This window comes from Nakamurella sp. (genome assembly GCF_044224575.1).
In the GTDB taxonomy this organism is placed as follows: domain Bacteria; phylum Actinomycetota; class Actinomycetes; order Mycobacteriales; family Nakamurellaceae; genus Nakamurella.
On the sequence record NZ_JBGAKE010000023.1, the window covers coordinates 33,270 to 54,184 of the forward strand.

Sequence of the window (20,915 nt, forward strand, 5' to 3'; positions counted from 1 at the left end):
TCAGAATCCCTCGGGGCACCAGGGCGCGGCCGGGGTCGACAGGGCGAGTCCGAGCCGGTGCCCGGCCTCGACCGAACCGGTGACCAGTCCGCCCGCCACCAGCCGGGCCAGCGGGGTGCCGCCGAGAAGACACGCGGCCAGGTAGCGCACATTCAATCGGACGGCGGCGGGCCGGCCGGTCCGGGTCGCCCGGCCGCCGTCCGGGCCCAGCTCCAGCCGCCAGGTGCCGGCGTTCCACGGGCAGAAGTCGTCGAGGACCTCGACGTCCACAGCGATGGTCGTGGCGTACCCCCGCAGCGACACCGCCCGGTCCAGGTCGACGATCCGTAGCCAGACGTGGTCGTGCGGGGTCAGGGTGAGCGATCGCCGGTCGGCCAGCAGGTCCTGCACCGGATCGTCGGTCCAGCCCAGCGGGAACTCGACGCGGTCGGTGAGGTCGAGGTCGAGCACGAACCGCCAGAGCGAGGCGTGCGCGAGCGGGGTGGCAGCGATCAGATCCGTGATCACGACCGTCCACCGGCCGTCCCGGTCGACCCAGGCCGGTCGCACCCGGTAGCCGACCACGCCGTCGGCGTGGGCCGCCCATCGCCGTTCGGACAGTCCCCGCCGCTGGTACTCGTGCTCGGCAAAGCGGCCGGACCAGACGCCGTCGGGGCGGCTCAGGTGTCCGGGCGTCGTTGGCGCGACCCGGTCCCACAGCGACCGGGCCAGGGCGGACGCGCGGGCGCCATCGATCTCGCGAACCGGGTCGGTCGGCACCGAGGCCGCGAAGGCGGCGCCGTGCGGCAGTGCGAGCTCGGCGGCGTCGACGGCCCGCCCGTAGCCGTACCGCCCGTAGATGACGCCTTCGCTGGCGGTGAGGACGGCCACCGCCTCGCCGGTCCGCTCGTGCAGTCCGTGCAACTCGTCGCGCATCAGCGCGGTCAAGATGCCGCGTCGTCGCCAACCGGCGCGGACCGCGACGAGCGTGACGGCGGCTACCGGATGCACCCGGGCGCCGGGAAAGGTCATCTCCTTGGACAGGATGGCCGCGGAGCCGACCAGCGGCCCGCTCGGTACCGGATCGCGGATCCCGGTCACTCGGTCGATCTCCACCGTCGGCCGGACGACGTCGTCGAGGAAGCCGACCGGCTGGTCGACGTGGAACGCCGCGTTGTCCAACTGGAACAACTCGGGCAGGTCCTCGTCGGCCAGCGGGTGGACGACCCAGGAGTCGGTGGTCATCCGGTCACTGTGCCGCACCGACACGGCCCGCGCGCCGCATTTCCGGGAGCGCCGTCAGGCGACGGCCGGTGTCCGCGGCTGACCGATCTTGTCCAGCAGCTGGAGGAACTCCGGGTCGTCGATGTTGTACGGCTTGCCGCCCTTGATCCGGTCGAACTCGATCGCCCGCAGCTGATCGCCCTGCTCCTCGTCGTGCCCGACGACGCCGGAGATGCCGCGCAGCGCGCAACCGACCGCGTAGTCGGTCATCGACTTGATCAGTAGCAGGTCGGTCTCGTCGGCCCGGGCGGAGCGGGCGAAGTAGCCCGACTTCTGGACCAGCACCTTCTCCGCGCCGAGCCGGCCGGCGAATTGCTTGGCGAACCACTGGCCGGGGTTGATCTGGTCGAGTTTGACGTGGCCGAACGGGTCGCGGGGGACCGGCTCACCGGCGGCCTCCATCTCGGCGACGATGCTCTCCACGCCGGCACCTTCGGACAGGAAGACGGTGACGTTGCCGACGGTGTCCATCACCTGCCGCAGCCGGTTCGCCTCGGCCTCCAGATCGAAGGTCGCCTCCGGCACGTAGACGGCATGCATGTTCCAGGCGTCGCGGGACAACCCGAACTCGGGCAGCCAGCGCTGGGTGGCCAGCCAGCGGTCGTACGCCTGCGCGGTGGCGGCGGTCAGCCAGCCGCAGTGCCGGCCCATGATCTCGTGCACGATCAGCATGCGGGAGTTGGCGTTGTGTTCGGCGACCACGTTGCGGGCGAACAGTGCGCCCTGCTCGGCCGCGGTCCAGGCGCCCAGCGAGTGCTTGATCGGCACGATGTCGTTGTCGATCGTCTTGGGCAGCCCGACGACCGTCAGGTCGTACCCGTTGTCCTTCAGGAACCGGGCCAGGTCGGCCGCGGTGGTGGCGGTGTCGTCGCCGCCGATGGTGTGCAGGACGTCGACGCCGTCCTCGACCAACCGGTTCGCGGCCACCTCGAGGGGGTTCTGGCCTTCCTGGATCAGGCCCCGCTTGAGCAGGTCCTTGGTGTTGGTCAGCTTGACCCGGGAGTTCCCGAGCGGCGAGCCGCCGAATTCGTGCAGCAGGGCGGCGCGCGCCCGCACCGCGGGGGTGACGCTCAGGAAGTCCTTGGCCAGCAAACCCTGGTAGCCGTGCCGGTAGCCGATGATGTCGACCTCCGGCACCAGCTGGGAGTACCGGTTGATCAGACCGCCGACCGCTGCGGACAGGCACGGCGCGAACCCGCCGGCGGTGAGCAGCGCGACCTTGCGCATGGTGATCGGCCCCTTCGTTCGGCACTGGACGGCCCTGGTCGAACACAGCCTAGGGCGGCGTCCGGCCGGCTCGTGGCCGGGTCAGGTGTCACCCTGGAGCCCCCGTACCGGCGGGCAGGGCTAGAGGACGCCGAGCCCGCGACGCGGTTGCTGACAGCCTGCTGTGACGAGCGTCATAGGTCCAAAGTCCCGTGCGCGCTGACCGTCGGAAATTTCCTGAATCGGGGCCGTTTCCGCTGTTGAGGGGCCAGTAGTTACTGGCTGTTTGCTTGGTAAACAACGCGACCGGCTTCGAGACGTGAACTGTGGCACGTTGACCTCGTCTTGATCGATGCAGCAAACTACTTGCAGACCACGGAAGTGCATTGACGGTCACGGCCGATGGTCACACACAGTGAAAATCACGAGCGTTCGCTGACGAACGCCGGATCGATGCGGGGCGAACCATCGCCAGGGCATTGCGGCCCACGGGGTGCATCGATCATCCGAGAACCTCCGTTGCCCACCCGCCGGAGACCCAGATCGGCCCCAGCTCACCTGTCGAGCCGTCCCTATCTCTTCCTTGGGAGGAGTGCTCAACCATGTCCCTGAACCAAGACCAGACCGAGCAGTTGCCATCCGACACCGGGGTGCGCGAGTCCGATGACCGCCGCCGCGGCGCCCGCGACTCACCCTCATTGATGATGCTGGTGCTCGTCGCCACCATCGGCGTGCTGCTCTACACGACCTTCCTCTTCGACTTCTCCAACCGTGGCAACTGGATCCCGTACCTGATGGTGCTGACGGCCGAGTCCGTCATCATCTTCCAGGCCCTGATCGCGCTGTGGACGATCCTGTCCAGCGGGCACAACCCGCGCGGCTACCGCTTCCACAACGCGCAGAACCGGATCTACGGGCCCGACCACAAGACCATCGAGCCGGGCACCGACCTGACCGAGCTGCCGATGTTCCTGCACGAGGCGCCGGTCGAGCTCGACGTCTACATCACGACCTACGGCGAGGACCTGGCCACCGTGCGCCGCACGGTGAGCGCCGCCCTGGCGATGCACGGCAAGCACAACACCTACATCCTCGACGACGGCAAGTCCGACGACGTCCGGGCGCTGGCCGCCGAGCTGGGCGCGGAGTACATCGTCCGCGAGGGCAACAAGGGTGCCAAGGCCGGCAACATCAACAACGCGTTGACCGTGACGACCGGCGAGTACTTCGTCGTGCTCGACGCCGACTTCGTGCCCAAGGAAGATTTCCTCTACCAGACCGTGCCGTTCTTCGCCGAGGCGAACGTCGCCTTCGTGCAGACCCCTCAGGCGTACGGCAACCTGCACAACCTGATCTCCCGCGGCGCCGGCTACATGCAGTCCGTGTTCTACCGGTTCATCCAGCCCGGCAAGAACCGGTTCAACGCCGCGTTCTGCGTCGGCACCAACGTGATCTACCGGCGCACGGCCATCGAGTCGATCGGCGGCATCTACGAGAAGTCCAAGTCCGAGGACGTCTGGACCTCGCTCAAGCTGCACGAGAACGGCTGGAAGACGGTCTACATCTCCACCGTGCTCGCCGTGGGTGACACCCCGGAGACCATCGAGGCGTACACCAAGCAGCAGCAGCGCTGGGCGACCGGCGGTTTCGAGATCCTGCTCAAGGCCAACCCGTTCTCCCGCAAGCGCAAGCTGACGCTGGACCAGCGGCTGCAGTACTTCGGCACCGCGACCTTCTACCTGATCGGCATCGCGCCCGGCATCCTGCTGCTGGTCCCGCCGCTGCAGATCTACTTCGGCCTGGCGCCGATCAACTCCGGTGTCAGCTTCGGCACCTGGTTGCTGTACTACGCCGGCTTCTACTTCATGCAGGTCATCGTCGCGCTCTACACCATCGGTTCGTTCCGGTGGGAGACCCTGATGCTGGCCGCCGCGTCCTTCCCGATCTACGGCAAGGCGCTGGTCAACGCGGTGTTCGGCAAGGACACCAAGTGGCACGTCACCGGCGCCCAGCGGCGCAAGGCCTCCCCGTTCAACTTCATCACCCAGCAGCTGATGGCCTTCGTCTTCCTGGCGATCACCTCCGTGGTCGGCATCTGGCAGGCCATGACGGTCAGCGCCTTCACCCTGGCGCTGCTGTGGAACCTGCTGAACACGTTCGTCCTGGGCGCCTTCGTGGTCACCGCCTTCCGCGAGAGCCGGCACAACCGGCGCGCGGAGAAGGGCCTGCCGCCCAAGGGCAGCGCCAAGGTCGCGGCCGAGGCCGCCGCCCGCGCCGCCAGCAATGCACAGATCGGCTCGGGCATGTCGGAGCGGACCTACGAGGGTCTGCCCCCGGTTGCCGCGGCCCGCTGACACCTCGATCCCGTCAGGACGACGAGGTCCTTCATGGCGCCGGTGACGGCCGGCGAGCAGCACCGCACCACCCCTACCGAAATGTCCCTGGCGCGCCTTCGGGCCGCCCCCCGATCCGGTCCGCCGGATCCGCGATATCACAGGAGTCACCCAATGTCTTGGCGTAAGCGAATCGGCCTGGTTCTCGGCCTGCTGTCCGTGCTCGTCCTGGCCGCCGGCCTGACCATGGTCGTCAATGCCAACGCTGGAGAGGTGGACAGCAAGTCCGCTTCCCTCGCGGCCGAGGACTACCCGGTCGGCACCGACTACTCCGGCACCATCACCGCGCAGTACGTGCACGTCGGCGACCAGGTTGAGGCCGGTCAGCCGCTGTTCGAGGTCGAGTCCGCGAACCTGCAGCGCGACCTGGCCCAGGGCCTGGTCAACAAGGACAACCTGACCCACGAGATCAAGGACGACAAGACCCTGGTCATCACGGCCACCAACGCCGGGCAGGTCAACGAGATCAACTACGCCCAGGGCGCGTTCGTCCCGTCGAACTCGACCATCGCCACCATCCAGGAGGCGGGCACGATGTACCTGGACGCCGACTTCCTGCTGTCGGCCAAGGACTTCACCCGGATCGCGTCCGGCGCCACCGTCGACATCGTGCTGCCGAACAACCAGCAGATCTCGGCCACCGTGCAGCAGTTGCAGGTCCGCACCGACGACGGCCAGGCCCGCACCACGATCCGCGCCTACAGCGATGAGCTGGCCAACGGCACCGGCCTGTTCACGGTCGGCACCCCGGTGCAGGCGACCCTGCACCTGACCAACGACGGCGTGGTCACCGACGTGACCAAGACGGTGACCGGCTGGTTCGGCCAGAGCGCCTGACGGCCGACCGGGTGCGCCGGCCTTCGCCCACCGGCCGGCGCCGGCGCACCCGCCCCGCCCGATGACCGATACGACACCAACTGGATGAGATGACTATCAACCGAAGCGACCGAACCTCGATCTCAGCAACCGGCTCCACCCGCACCGTCCGCACGGCCCGCACCGTCCGCTCAGCCTTCGTCAAGCCGATCCTGTTCGTCGCCGGCGCCGCGCTGGTCGCCGGTTGCACCGCGACCGGCGGCAGCGAGACCGGCACGACCACGACCACCAACGCCGCCGGCGGCAGCAGCACCGCGGCCGCGGCATCGCCCGCGGACATCTCCGCCGATCTGGCGGCGATGACCAAGAAGGACGTCGCCAAGATCGCGCCGACCAGGTTGGCCGAGGGCCTCGTGCCGCCGACCAACCGGTGGTTCACCGGCCTGGTGTTCGGCGATCAGCCGCAGCCGGTCTTCCCGATGCCGCTGTCCGCGGCATTGACCGACCAGGGCTTCGCCCTGGGACTGCCGAACGTGACGGTGTCCGAGAAGACGATCATGGGCGGGAACAACCCGCAGATCCAGGTCCCGCTCGGCGCAGCATCGATGAAGGTCACCGCCTACGACACGCTGTCGGTCACCTCGACCTACGCCGATGCCGGCGGCAAGGCCCTGGGTTCGGTCATCCTGGTGCAGGGCTCGCCGTTCGTCACCTACACGGCGGCGGCGGACCAGAGCATCGCTCTGGAGCCGATCTTCAAGAGCACGTCCACCCCGAACACGTTCACCACGACCGTCGACGGCCATGAGTACGGCCTGGTGGTCGGCGGCGGCGCGACCGTCGACGACGCCGGTAAGGTCACCCTGCCGGCAGGCTCGACGATGACGCTCTACGGCGCCCCCGATGGCGGCACCGTCGAATCCCTCGCGAAGCTGGCTGCCGACCCGGTCGTGAGCACCTCCGTCGACCATGCCGTCAACGGCGACACGGTGAGCACCACGCTCAAGTACGTCACCGCGAACGGCGGCGATACCGCGATCGTCCCGATGGCCGACCAGGCCGTCGATGGCGGCAGTAAGGGCACCGGGACCTATGCCAGCATCTACGGCACGATGGACCTGTACACCGGATCCTCGCTGACCACCACCGCGCCGGTCACCGAGCCGTCCTCGGAACTCGACCTGTCGAAGCTGTCGGACGAGGACAAGACCGCCCTGATCGAACAGATCAAGACCGACACCGCGTCGATCGATTTCGCGGCGTCCGCGACCGACACCTACTTCGGCGGCAAGATGCTCTACCGGGCGTCGAACCTGCTGACGCTGGCCGAGCAGTTGGGCGTCACCGACGCCGCGACGACGCTGCGGACCGGGATCACCGGCGAGCTGGACAAGTGGCTCAACCCGGCCGGTTGCCAGACCGCCGCGACCAAGTGCTTCGTGTACGACGAGAACATCAAGTCGATGATCGGTCTGGAGGCTTCGTTCGGCTCCGACGAGCTGAACGACCACCACTTCCACTACGGCTACATCCTGTACGCGGCCGCCGTTGTCGCCAAGAACGATCCCGCGCTGGTCGAGAAGTGGGCTCCGGTGGCCGATCTGCTGGCGGCCGACATCGCCTCCGCGCAGGCGACCGAGGACTTCCCGCAGTACCGGAACTTCGATCCGTACTCCGGTCACGCCTGGGCGTCGGGTTCCAGCCCGTTCGCCGACGGCAACAACCAGGAGTCCAGCAGCGAGTCGGTCAACGCCTGGAACGCACTGGCGCTCTGGGAGCAGGTCCGCGGCAACACGGATCTGTACAACCAGGCGGTCTGGATGATGAGCGTCGAGGCCAACTCGGCCAAGCTCTACTGGACCAACACCGACCTGTCGGAGTTCCCGGCGTTCACCCACAAGATCGCGGCCCTGAACTGGGGCGGCAAGCGGGACTACGCCACCTGGTTCAGCCCGGAACCCGGCGCGATGCTGGGGATCCAGCTGATCCCGATGGGCTCGTACTCCACGTACCTGGCCGGCGATACCGACCGGATCAAGGCGAACCTCGCCGAGGCCGCCCCGGGCGGGTACAGCGCCCAGTTCGGCGAGTACATGGTCCAGTACCTGGCGTTGGCCGACCCGGCCGCCGCCCGGGAACAGCTGGCGAACCTGCCCGCGGAGATCGACAACGGCACCACCAAGTCGTACGTGATGGCCTACGTGTTCTCGCGGGCCGACGCGTCCGGTTCCTGACCGGCGGTCGCGCCACCTGAGCAGTACCGACAACTCAAGGCCTCACCCCCCGGCGACTGGACCGTCAACCCGCCGGCCGGGGAGTGAGTGGGGGAGCCTCGGTCGCCCCGGTCTCTAGGGACAGGCCCGGGGCGACCGCGGTGAAGCATCCCTGAGGAGGGATGGTACTCACCGGCGGTCTTCGGAGCGCGAAATAGCAACCTCCACATATCGAGAACGGCCCGGACCTGGGTGACCAGGTCCGGGCCGTTTCGCGTTTCCCGGGTTCTCGCAGACCCGGGTTTCGCTGCTCCACCCCACGCCCCACCGCACCCGCCCACCTCCGAGTTGATCATGGCGCTCTCTGCACGACACGCCGACGACACGCCGATTCCGGTGCAGGGATCGCCATGATCAACTTTGGGTGCCGTGGGGAGTGCGGGTGGACGGTGTTCGGCCGCAGTGGCGGCAGGTTCGTGGCACTGCGGGCCGGGTTGGGGCTCCCCGGCGACGTCCCGCTGCGCCGGATCGCCGCGTACGACCCGACCCCCCGCCGATGCCCGACCGGCCTACAGCCCCGGGCTGGAGTGCATCAGCCCGCCGTCGACGAACACGGTCGTCGCGTTGAGGTACTTGCCCCCGTCGGAGGCCAGGAAGGCCACCACCGAGGCGATCTCCTCGGGCTGGGCCATCCGGCCCAGCGGGATCGCGTTGTCCAGCACCTTCATCTTCCCCGGATCGGACATGGTCGAGCTGTTGATCGGAGTGGCCACCGCGCCCGGTCCCACGTTGACCAGCCGGATCCCGTGCGGGCCGAGCTCCTGCCCGGCGGTGCGGGTGAGCATCTTGGACCCGCCCTTGGACAGGCAGTAGGCGGTGTTGCCGGGCATCGGCCAATCCTCGTGAACCGAGCTGATGGTGATGATCGCGCCGCCGTCACCCTGCGCGATCATTTGCTTGGCCGCGAGCTGGGTGCCGAAGAACGCGCTCTTGAGGTTCACGTTCATGACGAACTCGTACTGCTCCTCGGTGGTGGACAGCACGTCCGTGCGGGTCTCCACCCCGGCGTTGTTGACCATGATGTCCAGCCGGCCGAACGCCTCGACCGCCCTGTCCACCAGCAGCTGCAGGTCGGCGACCTTGCTGACGTCGGCGTCCACACCGATCACCTGGTCCTCGCCGAGAGCGGCGAGCTGGTGCTCCAGGGCGTCGGTGGCCTCGGGATGTGAGACGTAGTCGATGACGACGCTCGCGCCCTGCGCCGCCAGTTCGATGACGATGGCCTTGCCGATGCCGCTGTTGCCGCCGGTGACGATGGCGACCTTGCCGGCGAGTGCTCCGGTCATGTGTTCGGTTCTCCTGTCGGGTGGAAGCTACTTGTCCTGCGGGGTGGTGAGGATGAGGTGCGCGACCAGGGCCGTCCAGCCGGTCTGGTGCGCGGCGCCCAAACCCATCCCGGTGTCGCCGTGGAAGTACTCGTGGAACGGCAGGTTGTCCTTCCACCGCGGGTCGGTGGCCAGCCGGTCGTACCAGCCGTGCACCGGCCGGCGGCCGTCCGGGCCGGGCAGGAAGATCGACACCAATCGGCGCGAGATGTCGTCGGCCGCTTCGCCGACCGTCAGCTGGGCGCCGGAACCGGTGGGGTACTCGACCGTCAACGCCCCTGGGGTCAGACGCTCGTAGTCCCGCAACGCCTCCACCAGCAGCACGTTCAGCGGCATCCAGATCGGGCCGCGCCAATTCGAGTTCCCGCCGAACAGGTTGGTGGTCGACTCCGCCGGTTCGTAGTCGACGGAGGCCTCCTCCTCGCCGATCCGGATGACGAACGGGTGCTCGCGGTGCCAGGCCGAGACGGCCCGGATGCCGTAGTCACTGAGCAGGCCGGCCTCCTCGAAGACGTTGCCCAGCAACCGGATCAGCCGGTCCGGCGGCACCAGGGCGAGCATCCGGTGGCGGACACCGTCCACGTCACTGGTGTGGAACAGGCTCAGCGCCTCGGGGTGGTTGGACAGGTACCAGAAGGCCCGGGCGGTGAAATCCGGCAGGTCGGCGTCGCCGACCGATCCGTCGTAGGTCAGGGTCGCTCGCAGCGGCACCAGGCCGACCAGGGACTTGACCTTGATCGGCACATCCGTGCCGTTGGTCAGGTGCAGCACGTCGTAGAAGTAGGCATCCTGGTCGTCCCACATCATGCCGGCGTTGGCAGCGCCGGCGATGGTCAGGAAGTGTTCGAAGAACTTGGTCGCCACGTCCTCGTACGACCGGTTGTGCCGGGCCAACCGCAATGCGATGTCGAGCAGGTCCAGTGCGTACATGGCCATCCACGCGGTGGAGTCGGCCTGCTCCAGGAACCCGACGTCGGGGGACAGGGCGGACCGGTCCAGCGGGGAGATGTTGTCCAACCCCATGAACCCGCCCTCGAACAGGTTGTCCTGCTCGCGGTCCTTGCTGTTGACCCACCAGGTGAAGTTGATCAGCAGCTTGTGGAAGATCCGGGCCAGGAACTCGAAATCGGTCCGCCCGTCGATCTCGAACACCCGGATGGCGGCCCAGCCGTGCACCGGCGGGTTGACGTCGGAGAAGTTCCATTCGTAGGCCGGCAACTGCCCGTTGGGGTGCATGTACCACTCGCGCAGCAGCAGGATCAGCTGGTCCTTGGCGAACTGCGGGTCGATGTGGGCCAGGGTCACGCAGTGGAAGGCCAGGTCCCAGGCCGCGAACCAGGGGTACTCCCACGGGTCGGGCATCAGGATCACTTCGTGGTTGTTCAGGTGCCGCCAGCTGCCGTTGCGGATTCGCCCGCGGCCCGGCGGCGGGACGGGCTGGCCGGGATCGCCGTCCAGCCAGCGGCTGACGTCGTAGTGGTAGAACTGCTTGCCCCACAGCAGCCCGGCGAAGGCCTGCCGGGCGACCCGGTACTCCTCCCGGTCCCGCTCGACCGGGATCGCTGCGTCGTAGAACGCATCGGCCTCGGTCCGGCGGGCGGCCAGGGTGGTGTCGAATTCCTCGGCCAGGTCGATCGGCTGGGTGGCCACGGCGGTGGGATCGGCGTCCAGCGCCGGGTGTGGGACACCGACCAGCCGAACCCGGACCCGGGCGCTGCCGCCGGGGGGCACCGTCAGCGTGTAGTGCAAGGCGGCCTTGGTGCCGTGGTGCTCGGGGTTGACCGTGTCCGCGCCGTGCAGCACGTGGTCGTTGATGCCGTCCTTGGGGTATGGCGTGCCGTTCTCGCCCCCGAACAGGCGAGCGGTGTTCGTCTCGTTCTCGCAGCGTCCGGCGGCCAGCCGCATCGACGGCTTGGGGTGGTCGGAGTAGCCCCACGACCAGGTGTTGCGGAACCACAGGGTGGGCAGGACGTGGATCGTCGCCTCGTCCGGGCCGGCGTTCTCGACCGTGACGTTCATCAGCAGGTCGCGGGGCCCGCCCTTGGCGTAGTCGACGGTGACGACCCAGTAACGGTTCTCGTCGAAGATGCCGGTGTCGACCAGCTCGTACTCGGGCTCGAGCTTGCCGCGTCGGGCGTTCTCGGCGATCAGCTCGCCGTAGGGAAACTCCCGCTGCGGGTAGTGGTACCGCCAGGTGTTCCAGGAGTGGGTCGGGGTGGAATCGAGATACCACCAGTACTCCTTGGCGTCCTCGCCGTGGTTTCCCTGCGGCCCGGTGAGACCGAACATCCGCTCCTTGAGGATCGGGTCGACGCCGTTCCACAGGCCCAGCGACAGGCACCAGTTCTGCGTGGCGTCGCAGAACCCGGCCATCCCGTCCTCGTTCCACCGGTAGACCCGGGACCGGGCGTGATCGTGCGGGAAGAAGTCCCAGGCGTTGCCGTCGGCGCTGTAGTCCTCGCGCACCGACCCCCAGGCCCGCTCCGACAGGTACGGACCCCAGTCACGCCACGGCGCCGCGCCGGCGTCGGCCTCGGCCAGCCGGGTGCTCTCGGCCATGCGGGACGCGGCGGCACTGCCGCGCTTGCGGGTGGTTGCCATGAGTCAGGACCTTTCCGTGCTGTCGGAAGCGGGAATGTCGAGGTGGTGAGCGGGGTGGACCGGTGGGGTCGCGGGCCGGAGGGCGGCCCCGCGGACGACGACGAGCGCCACCACCGCCAGCGCCACGGCCACGGCGGCGCCGGCCAGGTAGATGCCCGACATGGCCAGGCCGGTCGCCGCCATCAGCGGGGCGACGCCGAAAGCGGCGACGCCGTAGCCGACCTGGTAGCCGGCGATCAGCTCACCGGAGGAGGTGGCGCCCAGCCGGGGGAACTCGCGGCCGGCGAAACTGACCGACAGGGGAAGCATCGCCGAACAGGCCAGGCCCGCGGCGGCGTAGGCGAGCACTGCGGCGGCCGGGCCGGTCGCGGCCGACACGGCGACGCTCGCGCCGACGATCAGCACCGGCAGGACCAGATAGACGGCGGTGGGTGGGATTCGGGCGGGCAGCACGGCGACGACCACCCGGCCGATCGTCACGCACGCCCAGAACGCGGCCAGCGCGGCCGATGCCACGGACACGCTCAGCCCACGCTGCCCGGACAGGTACAGGCTGGACCAGTTGCCGAACAGGGTCTCGCAGATCCCGTACAGCACGACGGCGGCGCCGTACCACCAGAACCGGCCGGGCATCCGGGTCCTGGTGCGCGCGCCTGCCGGTCCCGGCACCGCCCCCGGACTCAACCGGATCCGGAGCGTCGCGCCGATCGCCGCCACTAGCGCGACCGACACGCCCAGCGGCAGCAGCCACCAGTTCGGCAGCAGCACCGCAATGAGCACCGGGGCCAGTGCGGTGCCCAGGCCGAGCAGCACGTTGAGGGTCAACACGCTGCGGTCCTCGCGGCCGGGCACCAGCGCGGCGGCGAAGGTGTTCAGCGCCGAGACGCAGCTGCCGAAGCCGAAGCCCAGCGCGCCGGTGGCGCCCAGCAGGAGCAGGTAGGCCGCGCCCGATGGCGCGGGGAACTGGCTGACCACCAGCAGCAGCATCGCCACCAGGTTGGCCGTCAGGCCGGCCAGTAGGACCCGTTGCAGCGTCCAGCGTCCGGCCCAGAGCGGGGTGAGGGCGGCCGAACCGATGGCCAGCACGACCTGCGGCGCGAACATCAACCCGTACTGGGACGCCGACAGGTCGTACCCGGTCGGGGACGTCAGGATCGACGAGGCGGCCGGGAAGCACACCAGGGCCAGTCCCTGGATCAGCCCGGCCGCGTACACCAGGACGGCGCCGCCGCTCGCGACGTCGCCCCGGCCCGCACCGCCCCGTTTCCCGCCCGCACCGGCCATCGGGATCAGCCCAGCCGGTCCAGCAGGTGGTCGCCCACCCGCAGCGCGTTGGCGGCTGCGGTCAGCGCCGGGTTCACCGCGCCGATCGACGGGAAGAAGCTGGTGTCGACCACGTACAGGTTGTCCAGTTCGTGGGCCTTGCAGTCGGTATCCAGCACGGAGTCGGCGGGATCGATGCCGAATCGGCAGGTGCCGGCCTGGTGGGCGACGCCGGCGATCGGGATGTCGTTGGCCATGTAGGCATTGCGCGGGATCAGGTGGTGCGGGTTGAGACCCAGATGATTGAGCCGGCTCTTGATCCGGTGGTAGAGCTCGTCCAGCGGCTTGGTGTTGTTCGGCGTGTAGGTCAGGGTGATGTTGCCGTCGCCGGCCAGGCTCACCCGATTCTCCGGTCGGGGGAGATCCTCGGTCGACAGCCAGAAGTCGACCGCGTGCACGGCGACGTCGGTCAGCGCGAAGCCCGGCGCGAGTGCGGTCTCCAGGGGCTTCTCGCCCCGGTACATCGGGGCCGAGCTCTTGCCCACCATCTGGATGTTGCCCATGGGGTAGGCGAAGTCGTCGTCACCGAAGTAGAAGTCGTTGACGCCCAACGTCTTCTGGAACCGGGTGTCGTTCCGCTCGGTGGACACCGCCAGGAAGGCCCGGCTGTTGTGGAACACGTAGTTGCGGCCCACCTGATCCGAGCCGTTGGCCATGCCGTTCGGGTGCTTGTCGCCGGCGCTGCGCAACAGGAGCTTGGCCGAGTTGGCCGCGCCCGCGCTGACCACCACGACCGAACCGCGGAAGCGGTGCCGTTCCCCGTCGATCATGGCCACCACGTCGGTGACGGAGCGGCCGGTGGGGTCGGTGTCCAGCCGGATGACCTCGGCCCCGCGGACGAGGGTGACGTTCGGGTGCTCCAGCGCGGGCCGGACGGCGACCACTTCGGCGTCGGACTTGGCGTGCACCAGGCACGGGAAGCCGTCGCAGGTCGCGCAGCGGATGCACCGGCTGTAGGCCATGTTCGCCTCGTCCAGCATGATGCCGGCGGGGGCGTGGAACGGGTGGAGCCCGCTGCGCTGCAGGTCCTGAAACAGCTGCTGGATCCGCGGCTCGTGCGACACCGGCGGGTGCGGGTACGGCCCGCTGCTGGGCGGCTCGGTGGGGTCCTCGCCGCGTTGGCCGTGCACCTGGTACAGCTGTTCGGCCTGGGTGTAGTACGGCTCGAAGTCGGTGTACGACACCGGCCAGGCGGGGGAGATGCCGTCGAAATGCTGCAGCTCGCCGAAGTCCTTCTCCCGCAACCGGTACAGCGCAGCGCCGTACAGCTTGGTCGCGCCGCCGACGTTGTAGTGGATCTGCGGCTGGAACGGCTGGCCGTCCCGGTCGTACCAGGTGTCCTTCGACACGTACCGGTTGTCGACGAAAACCGCCGTGGCATCCCAGTTCTGCACCTCGCGGGGGAGCCAGTCGCCCCGTTCCAGGATCAGGATCCGCTTTCCGGACGGCGCCAGCCGGTGGGCCAATGTGCCGCCCCCGGCTCCGGAGCCGATGACGATGACGTCGTAGTCGGTGCTTTCGGGCACGCGTGACCTCCAAGTGGGTGTCGACCGTCGGGGCGGCGGTGCGCGGCGGTGAGATTTCTTGCGGGCGCCTCCGACCGGCAGGCGGCCCGGACGGCTACAGGTTGGGGACGTCGGCCTCGTCGTCGGCCCAGGCGATCCGGCCGACCTTGTCCGCCAGTTCCAGGTCGGCGGCCCGGTCGTGATGGAAGTAGTCGTCGGCCCAGTTCAGGAAGGCATCGACCTGGCTGTGGATGCCGGACAGCAGCACGGCGTGCAGGCCCAGCCAGGCGACGAAGGCCAGCGGTCCCTCGAGATGGTGGCGATGCTTGCCGATCTCGGAGACCGCCGCGTTCCGGCCGATCATGGCCATGATGCCCTTGTCGTGATAGTGGAACGGAGTGACGCCGTCGCCCCTGACCTCGGCGACGATGTTCTTGCCGGCCCATTTGCCGGCCTGCAGGGCGACCGAGCCGAGTTGCGGCAAAGGGTGCCCGTCTGCGCCGTTTTCCGTGTCCGGGATGTTCGCGACATCGCCGACCGCGTACACGCCGGTCAATCCGGGCACGGTCAGGTCGGCGGCGACGTCGATCCGGCCGCCGTGGCCCAGGGCGATGCCGGTGGTCGCGGCGATCGCCGGCCCGGAGATGCCGCCGGCCCAGATCACCGTGTCGGTGGCCACGGTCGTCCCGTCGGAGAGGGTGGCGGTGTCGGCGCCGACCGCCGACACGGCCACGCCGAAGGTGACCTGCACGCCCTTCTCGGTGAGCTTGGCCAGCGCGTACTCGTGGGTCTTGTCGGTGAACGGTTTGAGCAACGCGTGGCCGTGGTCGACCAGCCGGACGGTGGCCTCGCCGTGCAACGTGCCCTGTTCCTTCAACGCCCCGAACAGTTCGGCCAGCGCGCCGGCGGTCTCCACCCCGGTGGGCCCGCCGCCGCAGATGACGACCGTGTACGGGGCACCGTCGCCGGCGGGATCGCACAGCACCCGCAGCCGGTCGCGCAGGTGCCGCCGGAGCCGGCGGGCGTCCTGCACCGTGTACAGCGGGAACGCGTGCTCGGCGGCGCCGGGGACGCCGAAGAAGTTGGCCTGCGACCCGGCCGCGATCACCAGGTAGTCGGCGGTGACCGGACCATCGGGCGTGGTGACGGTGCGGGTGGCGGCGTCGATCCCGGTGATCTCGGCGGTGACCACGGCCACCCGGTCCTGCCCGGCGAAGGCGGTGGCCAACGGGCGGGCGACGTCCTCGGCGGGCAGTTGGGAACTGGCCACCTGGTACAACAGGGGCTGGAACTGGGTGTAGTTGTTCCGGTCGATCAGGGTCACGTTGACGTCGTGGTCGGCGAGCTCGGAAGCGCAGGCCACTCCGGCCATCCCGCCGCCGACGATGATCGCAGTGGTCATCCTGCAGTCCTCCTGGTTGCTGATGCGTTCATGCGGCGACATTGGCCGCGGCCGGTCCGGCGGACACCCGCCGGCGGAAGACGTAGTACGTCCAGCCCTGGTACAGCAGGACGAACGGCACCAGGACGGCTGCGGCGACCGTCATCACCTGCAGCGAATACTGGCTCGACGACGAGTTCGTCACGGTGAGCGAGTACGCCGGGTCGGTCGTCGAGACCAGCAGCGTCGGGTAGAGGCAGACGAACAGCGCCGCGATGACGCCGCCGATGGTCACCGCGGTGGCGATGAAGGTCGCCCCGGCCGACCGGCCGGACAGCCCGGAAACGGTGGCGGCGACGGCGGCCACCGCCGGGACCGCGACCGCCAGGATCCCCCCACCGCCGGGCGCGGCCAGCACCACCATCCAGACGGCCACGATCAGCACCAGCGCGAGCGCAGGCAGCGCGAGCCGGCGCACCAGGGAGTGGGCCCGGTCGAACACCGGGCCGGTGGTGCGCAGCGTCAGGAAGGCGGACCCGTGCAGCAGGCACAGCACCAACAGGGTCACGCCGAGCATCATCCCGAACGGGGTGAGCAGATCGAGGAAGGTCCCGGTGAAATCGCCGCCGGCGTCGATGGGCAGCCCGGCCAGCAGGTCGCCCAGCCCGACTCCGATCAGCAGTGGCGCCAGCACCGAGCCGATGGTCAGCGTCCACCCCCAGGTCGCTCGCCAGACCGGGGCGGCGAACTTGCCGCGGAACTCGAAGGACACCCCGCGCACGATCAGCGCGGCCAGCAGCAGCCACAGGGCCAGGTACAGCGCGGAGAACCAGCTCGCGTACCAGTTCGGGAAGGCGGCGAACATCGCGGCGCCGGCGACGATCAGCCACACCTCGTTGCCGTCCCAGAACGGGCCGACCGAGTTGATGGCGACCCGACGTTCGACGTCGGTCCGGCCGACGATCTTGTGCACGGCCCCGACCCCGAAGTCGAAGCCCTCCAGCACGAAGAATCCGGTCCAGAAGAAGGCGACGATCACGAACCAGACGGTGGGCAGAGTCATCGGTTCCGTCCTCAGTACGTCAGCGACGGGGTGGGTGCGGCGGTGTCGGCCGGGGGTGCGGACTCCGCGGACTCCTCGGGCAGAGGTCGCCGCGCGTGCCGGAGCATCAGGATTGCGGCGATGACACCGAGCGTCGTGTAGAGAACGACCACGATGCTCAGGCTGATCACGATCTGGGTGGCGCTGCCCGACCCGGACAGGCCGTCCGTGGTGAGCATCAGCCCCTGCACGATCCAGGGTTGCCGGCCGCTCTCGGTGAGCAGCCAGCCGGCGGTGGCCATGAAGAACGGGGTGACCATGATCCAGCTGGCGACCCAGAGGAACACCCGGGAGGTGGCCAGCTTCTTGCGCCACCACAGCCAGACACCCCAGAGGCAGAACAATGCGACCAGGGTGGCGAGGTAGGCCATCACCCGCATCGACCAGTACTGGATGAACACGTTGGGCACGTAGTCACCCGGCCCGTACTGCTGCTGATACTGCCCGTTGAGCGTGGTCAGGCCTTGGACCCCGCCGTTCCAGGTGCCGGTGGCCAGCAGCGACAGCAGGTGCGGGATCTCGATGATCTTGGTGGGTGGGTCGTCCGCGGTCCAGCCGCCGATCTGCAGCATCGAGAACGAGCACGGCTGGCAGGTGGTCCAGTTCGCCTCGGCCGCGGCGATCTTCATCGGCTGGTAGGTGGTCTCGTTGATGCCCAGCTGGCCACCGACGTGGAACTGCAGGACGGTGCCGATCAGCAGCGCCAGCAGGCCCAGTTTGGCGGTGGCCAGGAAGGGGCTCGGGCTACTCGAGGCGGCGATCTCGCCCGAATCCGGGACGGTGACCGGTTGCGGCGCCGGGGGTCGCCGCAGCTGCCACGCCGACACGGCGAGCAGCATGCCGCCGCCGAAGATCAGCGCCACCAGCAGGACGTGCAGGTAGCCCCAGATGAACACCGGATTGGTGAACACGTCGCCGATCGAGGTCAGTTCGGCACGGCCGTTGTCCGGGTTGACGGTGTAGCCGCGAGGGTTCTGCATCCACGAGTTCGCCGCGATGATGAACAACGCGGAAAGACACGCGCCAACGGCAACCATCCATGCGGTGAACAGATGGACCCGACGGGACAGCACATTGAATCCGAACAGCCACAGGCCCAGGAACGTCGATTCCAAGAAGAATGCGGCCAGCCCCTCCATCGCCAGCGGCGCCCCGAAGACGTCGCCGACAAACCTCGAATAGGCGGACCAGTTGAGTCCGAACTGGAACTCCTGCACCAGACCGGTCACCACCCCCACGCTGATCGAGATCAGCATCAGGCCACCGAAAAAGCGAAGGACCCGGCGCAGCTCAGGGGTGCCCCGGCGGAACCACCGGGTGTGCAGGACGGCCACCAGAATGGCCATTCCCATGGTGATCGGAACGAACAGGAAATGGTAAATACTGGTCGTGGCGAACTGAATACGGGCCAATTCCAACTGATCCATTGATGCGCTCCGGCTGACGCGGCAAAGGGGGTGCTGATATCACATGGTATTGACCCGGCGGCACCGGCGGGCATGGCCTGGGAACGCCAGGCCCCCCAACCCTGACGCAGGCGAACTACCTCGACATCACCCCATGCGGGTAGATGGCCTTCGCAGCGTAGATTACACAGAGACAACACGCCTTACGGGCGGTAACTTTCGCGGCATGGATGTCCAGGTCCGGCCCGGCCGCCCCTTCCCGCTCGGCGTGCATCTGCGCGACGGCGGCGCGAACGTCGCGGTCTACTCCTCGGTGGCCGACTCGGTCGAGCTCTGCCTGTTCGACGAGAACGACGTCGAGACCCGGGTCGCCCTGCCGGGCCGCGACGACGGCATCTGGCACGCCTTCGTCCCCGGGCTGACGGCCGGTCAGCTGTACGGCTTCCGGGTGCACGGCCCCTGGAACCCCGCCGGCGGCCTGCGGAGCAATTCAAACAAACTGCTCCTCGATCCGTACGCGCGGGCGATCAACGGTTCGGTGTCCTTCTCGCCGGCGGCCTACGGGTACGACGTGGACGACCCGGGGCAACCGAGCGCGCTGGACTCGTCGCCGGTGATGCCGCGCAGCGTGCTCGTCGAACCGTTCGACCGGCGCGAGCTGGGCTCGCGGCCCGGCCACCACCTGAATGACTCGGTCATCTACGAGATTCACGTCAAGGGGTTTACCGCCCGCCATCCGGATGTGCCGCCGGAGCTGCGGGGCACGTACGCCGGACTGGCCCACCCGGCCGCGGTGCGGCACCTGCGCGGGCTCGGCGTCACGGCCGTGGAACTGCTCCCGGTGCACCACCACGTCTCCGAACCGTTCCTGCCCGCGCGCGGGCTGACCAACTACTGGGGTTACAACACGATCGGCTACCTGGCGCCGCACGCGGAGTACTCCGCGGCCGTGCGAGCCGGCCGGCCCGGCGGTCAGGTCGCCGAGTTCCGGGACATGGTGACGTCGCTGCACGAGGCCGGCATCGAGGTGATCCTGGACGTCGTCTACAACCACACCGCCGAAGGCGACGCGGGTGGGCCGACCATCAGCTTCCGCGGCTTGGACAACGCCGCCTACTACCGGCTCGATCCGCAGGACCCGGCCCGGTACGTCGACACCTCCGGGTGCGGCAACGCGCTGAACGTGGGCGATCCGACCTGCCTGCGGTTGATCATGGACTCGCTGCGCTACTGGGTGACCGAGATGGGCGTCGACGGGTTCCGCTTCGATCTGGCGCCGAGCCTGGCCCGGCAGGACGGGTCGTTCAGCCGGCTCGCGGCGTTCTTCGACCTGGTCTGGCAGGACCCGGTGATCGCCCAGGTCAAGCTCATCGCCGAGCCGTGGGACGTCGGACAGGGGGACAGTTACGACGTCGGCCGGTTCCCGCCCGGCTGGAGCGAATGGAACGGCCGGTTCCGGGACACCGTGCGCGACCTGTGGCGCAGCCACGACGGGTTGCTGCCCGACCTGGCCACCCGGCTGGCCGGCTCGTCCGACCTGTACGGCCGGCGTCGGCGGGGGCCGGACGCGTCGATCAACCTGGTGACGGTGCACGACGGTTTCACCCTGACCGACCTCGTCTCCTACGACGACAAGCACAACGAAGCCAACACCGAGCACAACCGGGACGGCACCGACGACAACCGGTCCTGGAACTGCGGAGTCGAGGGTCCCGCCACCGACCCGGCGGTGACGACCCTGCGCGACCGGCAGCGGCGGGCGATGCTGTCCACGCTGCTGCTGGCGCGGGGCGTCCCGCTGCTGTTGGGCGGTGACGAACTCGGCCGCACCCAGGGTGGCAACAACAACGCGTACTGCCAGGACAACGAGATCACCTGGTTCGACTGGTCGGCCGTCGACGAGTCGCTGCGGGAGTTCACCGCCTCGCTCATCGCGCTGCGGCACGCCCACCCGGCGTTGCGCCGGCGCGGCTACCCGGTGGACCCCGATGCGCTGCGCTGGTTCCGGCCGGACGGGGCCGCAATGACCGGTGCCGACTGGTCCAACCCGGAGGGCAAGAGCATCGCCATGGCGGTGTCCGGGACGGTCGAGGCCGATCTGGCCGACGACGGGACGCCGATGCTCGACGACGACCTTGCCGTGCTGGTCAACGCCTGGTGGGAACCCGAGACCTTCGCGCTCGGCTGGGCCGGCGCGGCGCCGGCCGTCGTCGAGTCCGACAGCTACGACCCGAGCCGATCGGGGACGAAGGTGGACGGCTCGGTGGTGGTCGGGCCGCGTTCGGTGGTGCTGCTGCGACTGGGCTGAGCCGCGGGCCCAG

At 68.9% G+C, this 20,915-nt stretch carries 13 protein-coding genes; 4 read left to right on the forward strand and 9 right to left on the reverse strand.

Annotated features, from left to right (window positions below; all coding sequences use genetic code 11):
* A complete protein-coding gene (locus ACILSK_RS20665; RefSeq protein ID WP_395729072.1) occupies positions 1-1,224 on the reverse strand; it encodes a GNAT family N-acetyltransferase in 1,224 nt (407 codons plus the stop codon).
* Between the two features lie 54 nt (positions 1,225-1,278).
* Entirely contained in the window at positions 1,279-2,496 is a 1,218-nt protein-coding gene (locus tag ACILSK_RS20670; RefSeq protein ID WP_395729117.1) for a pyrophosphate--fructose-6-phosphate 1-phosphotransferase, read from the reverse strand.
* Between the two features lie 575 nt (positions 2,497-3,071).
* Between ACILSK_RS20670 and ACILSK_RS20675 the strand changes: the two genes are divergently transcribed.
* The 3 genes from ACILSK_RS20675 (at position 3,072) to ACILSK_RS20685 (ending at position 7,912) form a co-directional block, all read left to right on the forward strand.
* Positions 3,072-4,823 (forward strand): glycosyltransferase family 2 protein, encoded by a 1,752-nt coding sequence (locus ACILSK_RS20675; RefSeq protein ID WP_395729073.1) that lies wholly within the window; start codon positions 3,072-3,074, stop codon positions 4,821-4,823.
* Between the two features lie 153 nt (positions 4,824-4,976).
* Entirely contained in the window at positions 4,977-5,699 is a 723-nt protein-coding gene (locus ACILSK_RS20680) for an HlyD family efflux transporter periplasmic adaptor subunit (protein ID WP_395729074.1), read from the forward strand.
* Positions 5,700-5,788: 89 nt separating this feature from the next.
* Complete coding sequence (locus tag ACILSK_RS20685) at positions 5,789-7,912, forward strand: glycosyl hydrolase (protein ID WP_395729075.1); 2,124 nt, start codon at positions 5,789-5,791, stop codon at positions 7,910-7,912.
* 548 nt (positions 7,913-8,460) lie between these two features.
* Here ACILSK_RS20685 and ACILSK_RS20690 read toward each other — a convergent pair.
* The 7 genes from ACILSK_RS20690 to ACILSK_RS20720 form a co-directional block, all read right to left on the reverse strand.
* Complete coding sequence (locus tag ACILSK_RS20690; protein ID WP_395729076.1) at positions 8,461-9,237, reverse strand: SDR family NAD(P)-dependent oxidoreductase; 777 nt, start codon at positions 9,235-9,237, stop codon at positions 8,461-8,463.
* A gap of 27 nt (positions 9,238-9,264) precedes the next feature.
* Complete coding sequence (locus tag ACILSK_RS20695; protein WP_395729077.1) at positions 9,265-11,877, reverse strand: MGH1-like glycoside hydrolase domain-containing protein; 2,613 nt, start codon at positions 11,875-11,877, stop codon at positions 9,265-9,267.
* 3 nt (positions 11,878-11,880) lie between these two features.
* The gene (locus ACILSK_RS20700) at positions 11,881-13,161 is read right to left on the reverse strand and encodes an MFS transporter (protein ID WP_395729078.1); all 1,281 of its coding nucleotides are present in this window, start codon (positions 13,159-13,161) and stop codon (positions 11,881-11,883) included.
* 5 nt (positions 13,162-13,166) lie between these two features.
* Positions 13,167-14,726, reverse strand: coding sequence for a GMC oxidoreductase (locus ACILSK_RS20705; protein ID WP_395729079.1), 1,560 nt, complete (start codon positions 14,724-14,726; stop codon positions 13,167-13,169).
* 94 nt (positions 14,727-14,820) lie between these two features.
* On the reverse strand, positions 14,821-16,107 hold the full coding sequence (locus ACILSK_RS20710; protein ID WP_395729080.1) for an NAD(P)/FAD-dependent oxidoreductase: 1,287 nt from the start codon (positions 16,105-16,107) through the stop codon (positions 14,821-14,823).
* A gap of 28 nt (positions 16,108-16,135) precedes the next feature.
* Positions 16,136-17,149, reverse strand: a complete 1,014-nt coding sequence (cydB, locus tag ACILSK_RS20715) for a cytochrome d ubiquinol oxidase subunit II (RefSeq protein ID WP_395729081.1) — start codon at positions 17,147-17,149, stop codon at positions 16,136-16,138.
* Positions 17,150-17,160: 11 nt separating this feature from the next.
* Entirely contained in the window at positions 17,161-18,615 is a 1,455-nt protein-coding gene (locus ACILSK_RS20720; protein ID WP_395729082.1) for a cytochrome ubiquinol oxidase subunit I, read from the reverse strand.
* 205 nt (positions 18,616-18,820) lie between these two features.
* On the opposite strand from ACILSK_RS20720, the gene glgX reads away from it, so the two are divergent.
* Positions 18,821-20,902 (forward strand): glycogen debranching protein GlgX, encoded by a 2,082-nt coding sequence (glgX, locus tag ACILSK_RS20725; protein WP_395729083.1) that lies wholly within the window; start codon positions 18,821-18,823, stop codon positions 20,900-20,902.
* Positions 20,903-20,915 lie beyond the last annotated feature (13 nt).

Excerpts from the sequence above, each read along its gene's own strand:
- ACILSK_RS20695 (WP_395729077.1), bottom strand. The coding sequence starts at position 11,877 with ATGGCAACCACCCGCAAGCGCGGCAGTGCCGCCGCGTCCCGCATGGCC.
- ACILSK_RS20680 (WP_395729074.1), top strand. The coding sequence starts at position 4,977 with ATGTCTTGGCGTAAGCGAATCGGCCTGGTTCTCGGCCTGCTGTCCGTG.
- ACILSK_RS20665 (WP_395729072.1), bottom strand. The coding sequence starts at position 1,224 with ATGACCACCGACTCCTGGGTCGTCCACCCGCTGGCCGACGAGGACCTG.
- ACILSK_RS20710 (WP_395729080.1), bottom strand. The coding sequence starts at position 16,107 with ATGACCACTGCGATCATCGTCGGCGGCGGGATGGCCGGAGTGGCCTGC.
- ACILSK_RS20675 (WP_395729073.1), top strand. The coding sequence starts at position 3,072 with ATGTCCCTGAACCAAGACCAGACCGAGCAGTTGCCATCCGACACCGGG.
- cydB (WP_395729081.1), bottom strand. The coding sequence starts at position 17,149 with ATGACTCTGCCCACCGTCTGGTTCGTGATCGTCGCCTTCTTCTGGACC.
- glgX (WP_395729083.1), top strand. The coding sequence starts at position 18,821 with ATGGATGTCCAGGTCCGGCCCGGCCGCCCCTTCCCGCTCGGCGTGCAT.
- ACILSK_RS20690 (WP_395729076.1), bottom strand. The coding sequence starts at position 9,237 with ATGACCGGAGCACTCGCCGGCAAGGTCGCCATCGTCACCGGCGGCAAC.
- ACILSK_RS20700 (WP_395729078.1), bottom strand. The coding sequence starts at position 13,161 with ATGGCCGGTGCGGGCGGGAAACGGGGCGGTGCGGGCCGGGGCGACGTC.
- ACILSK_RS20720 (WP_395729082.1), bottom strand. The coding sequence starts at position 18,615 with ATGGATCAGTTGGAATTGGCCCGTATTCAGTTCGCCACGACCAGTATT.
- ACILSK_RS20685 (WP_395729075.1), top strand. The coding sequence starts at position 5,789 with ATGACTATCAACCGAAGCGACCGAACCTCGATCTCAGCAACCGGCTCC.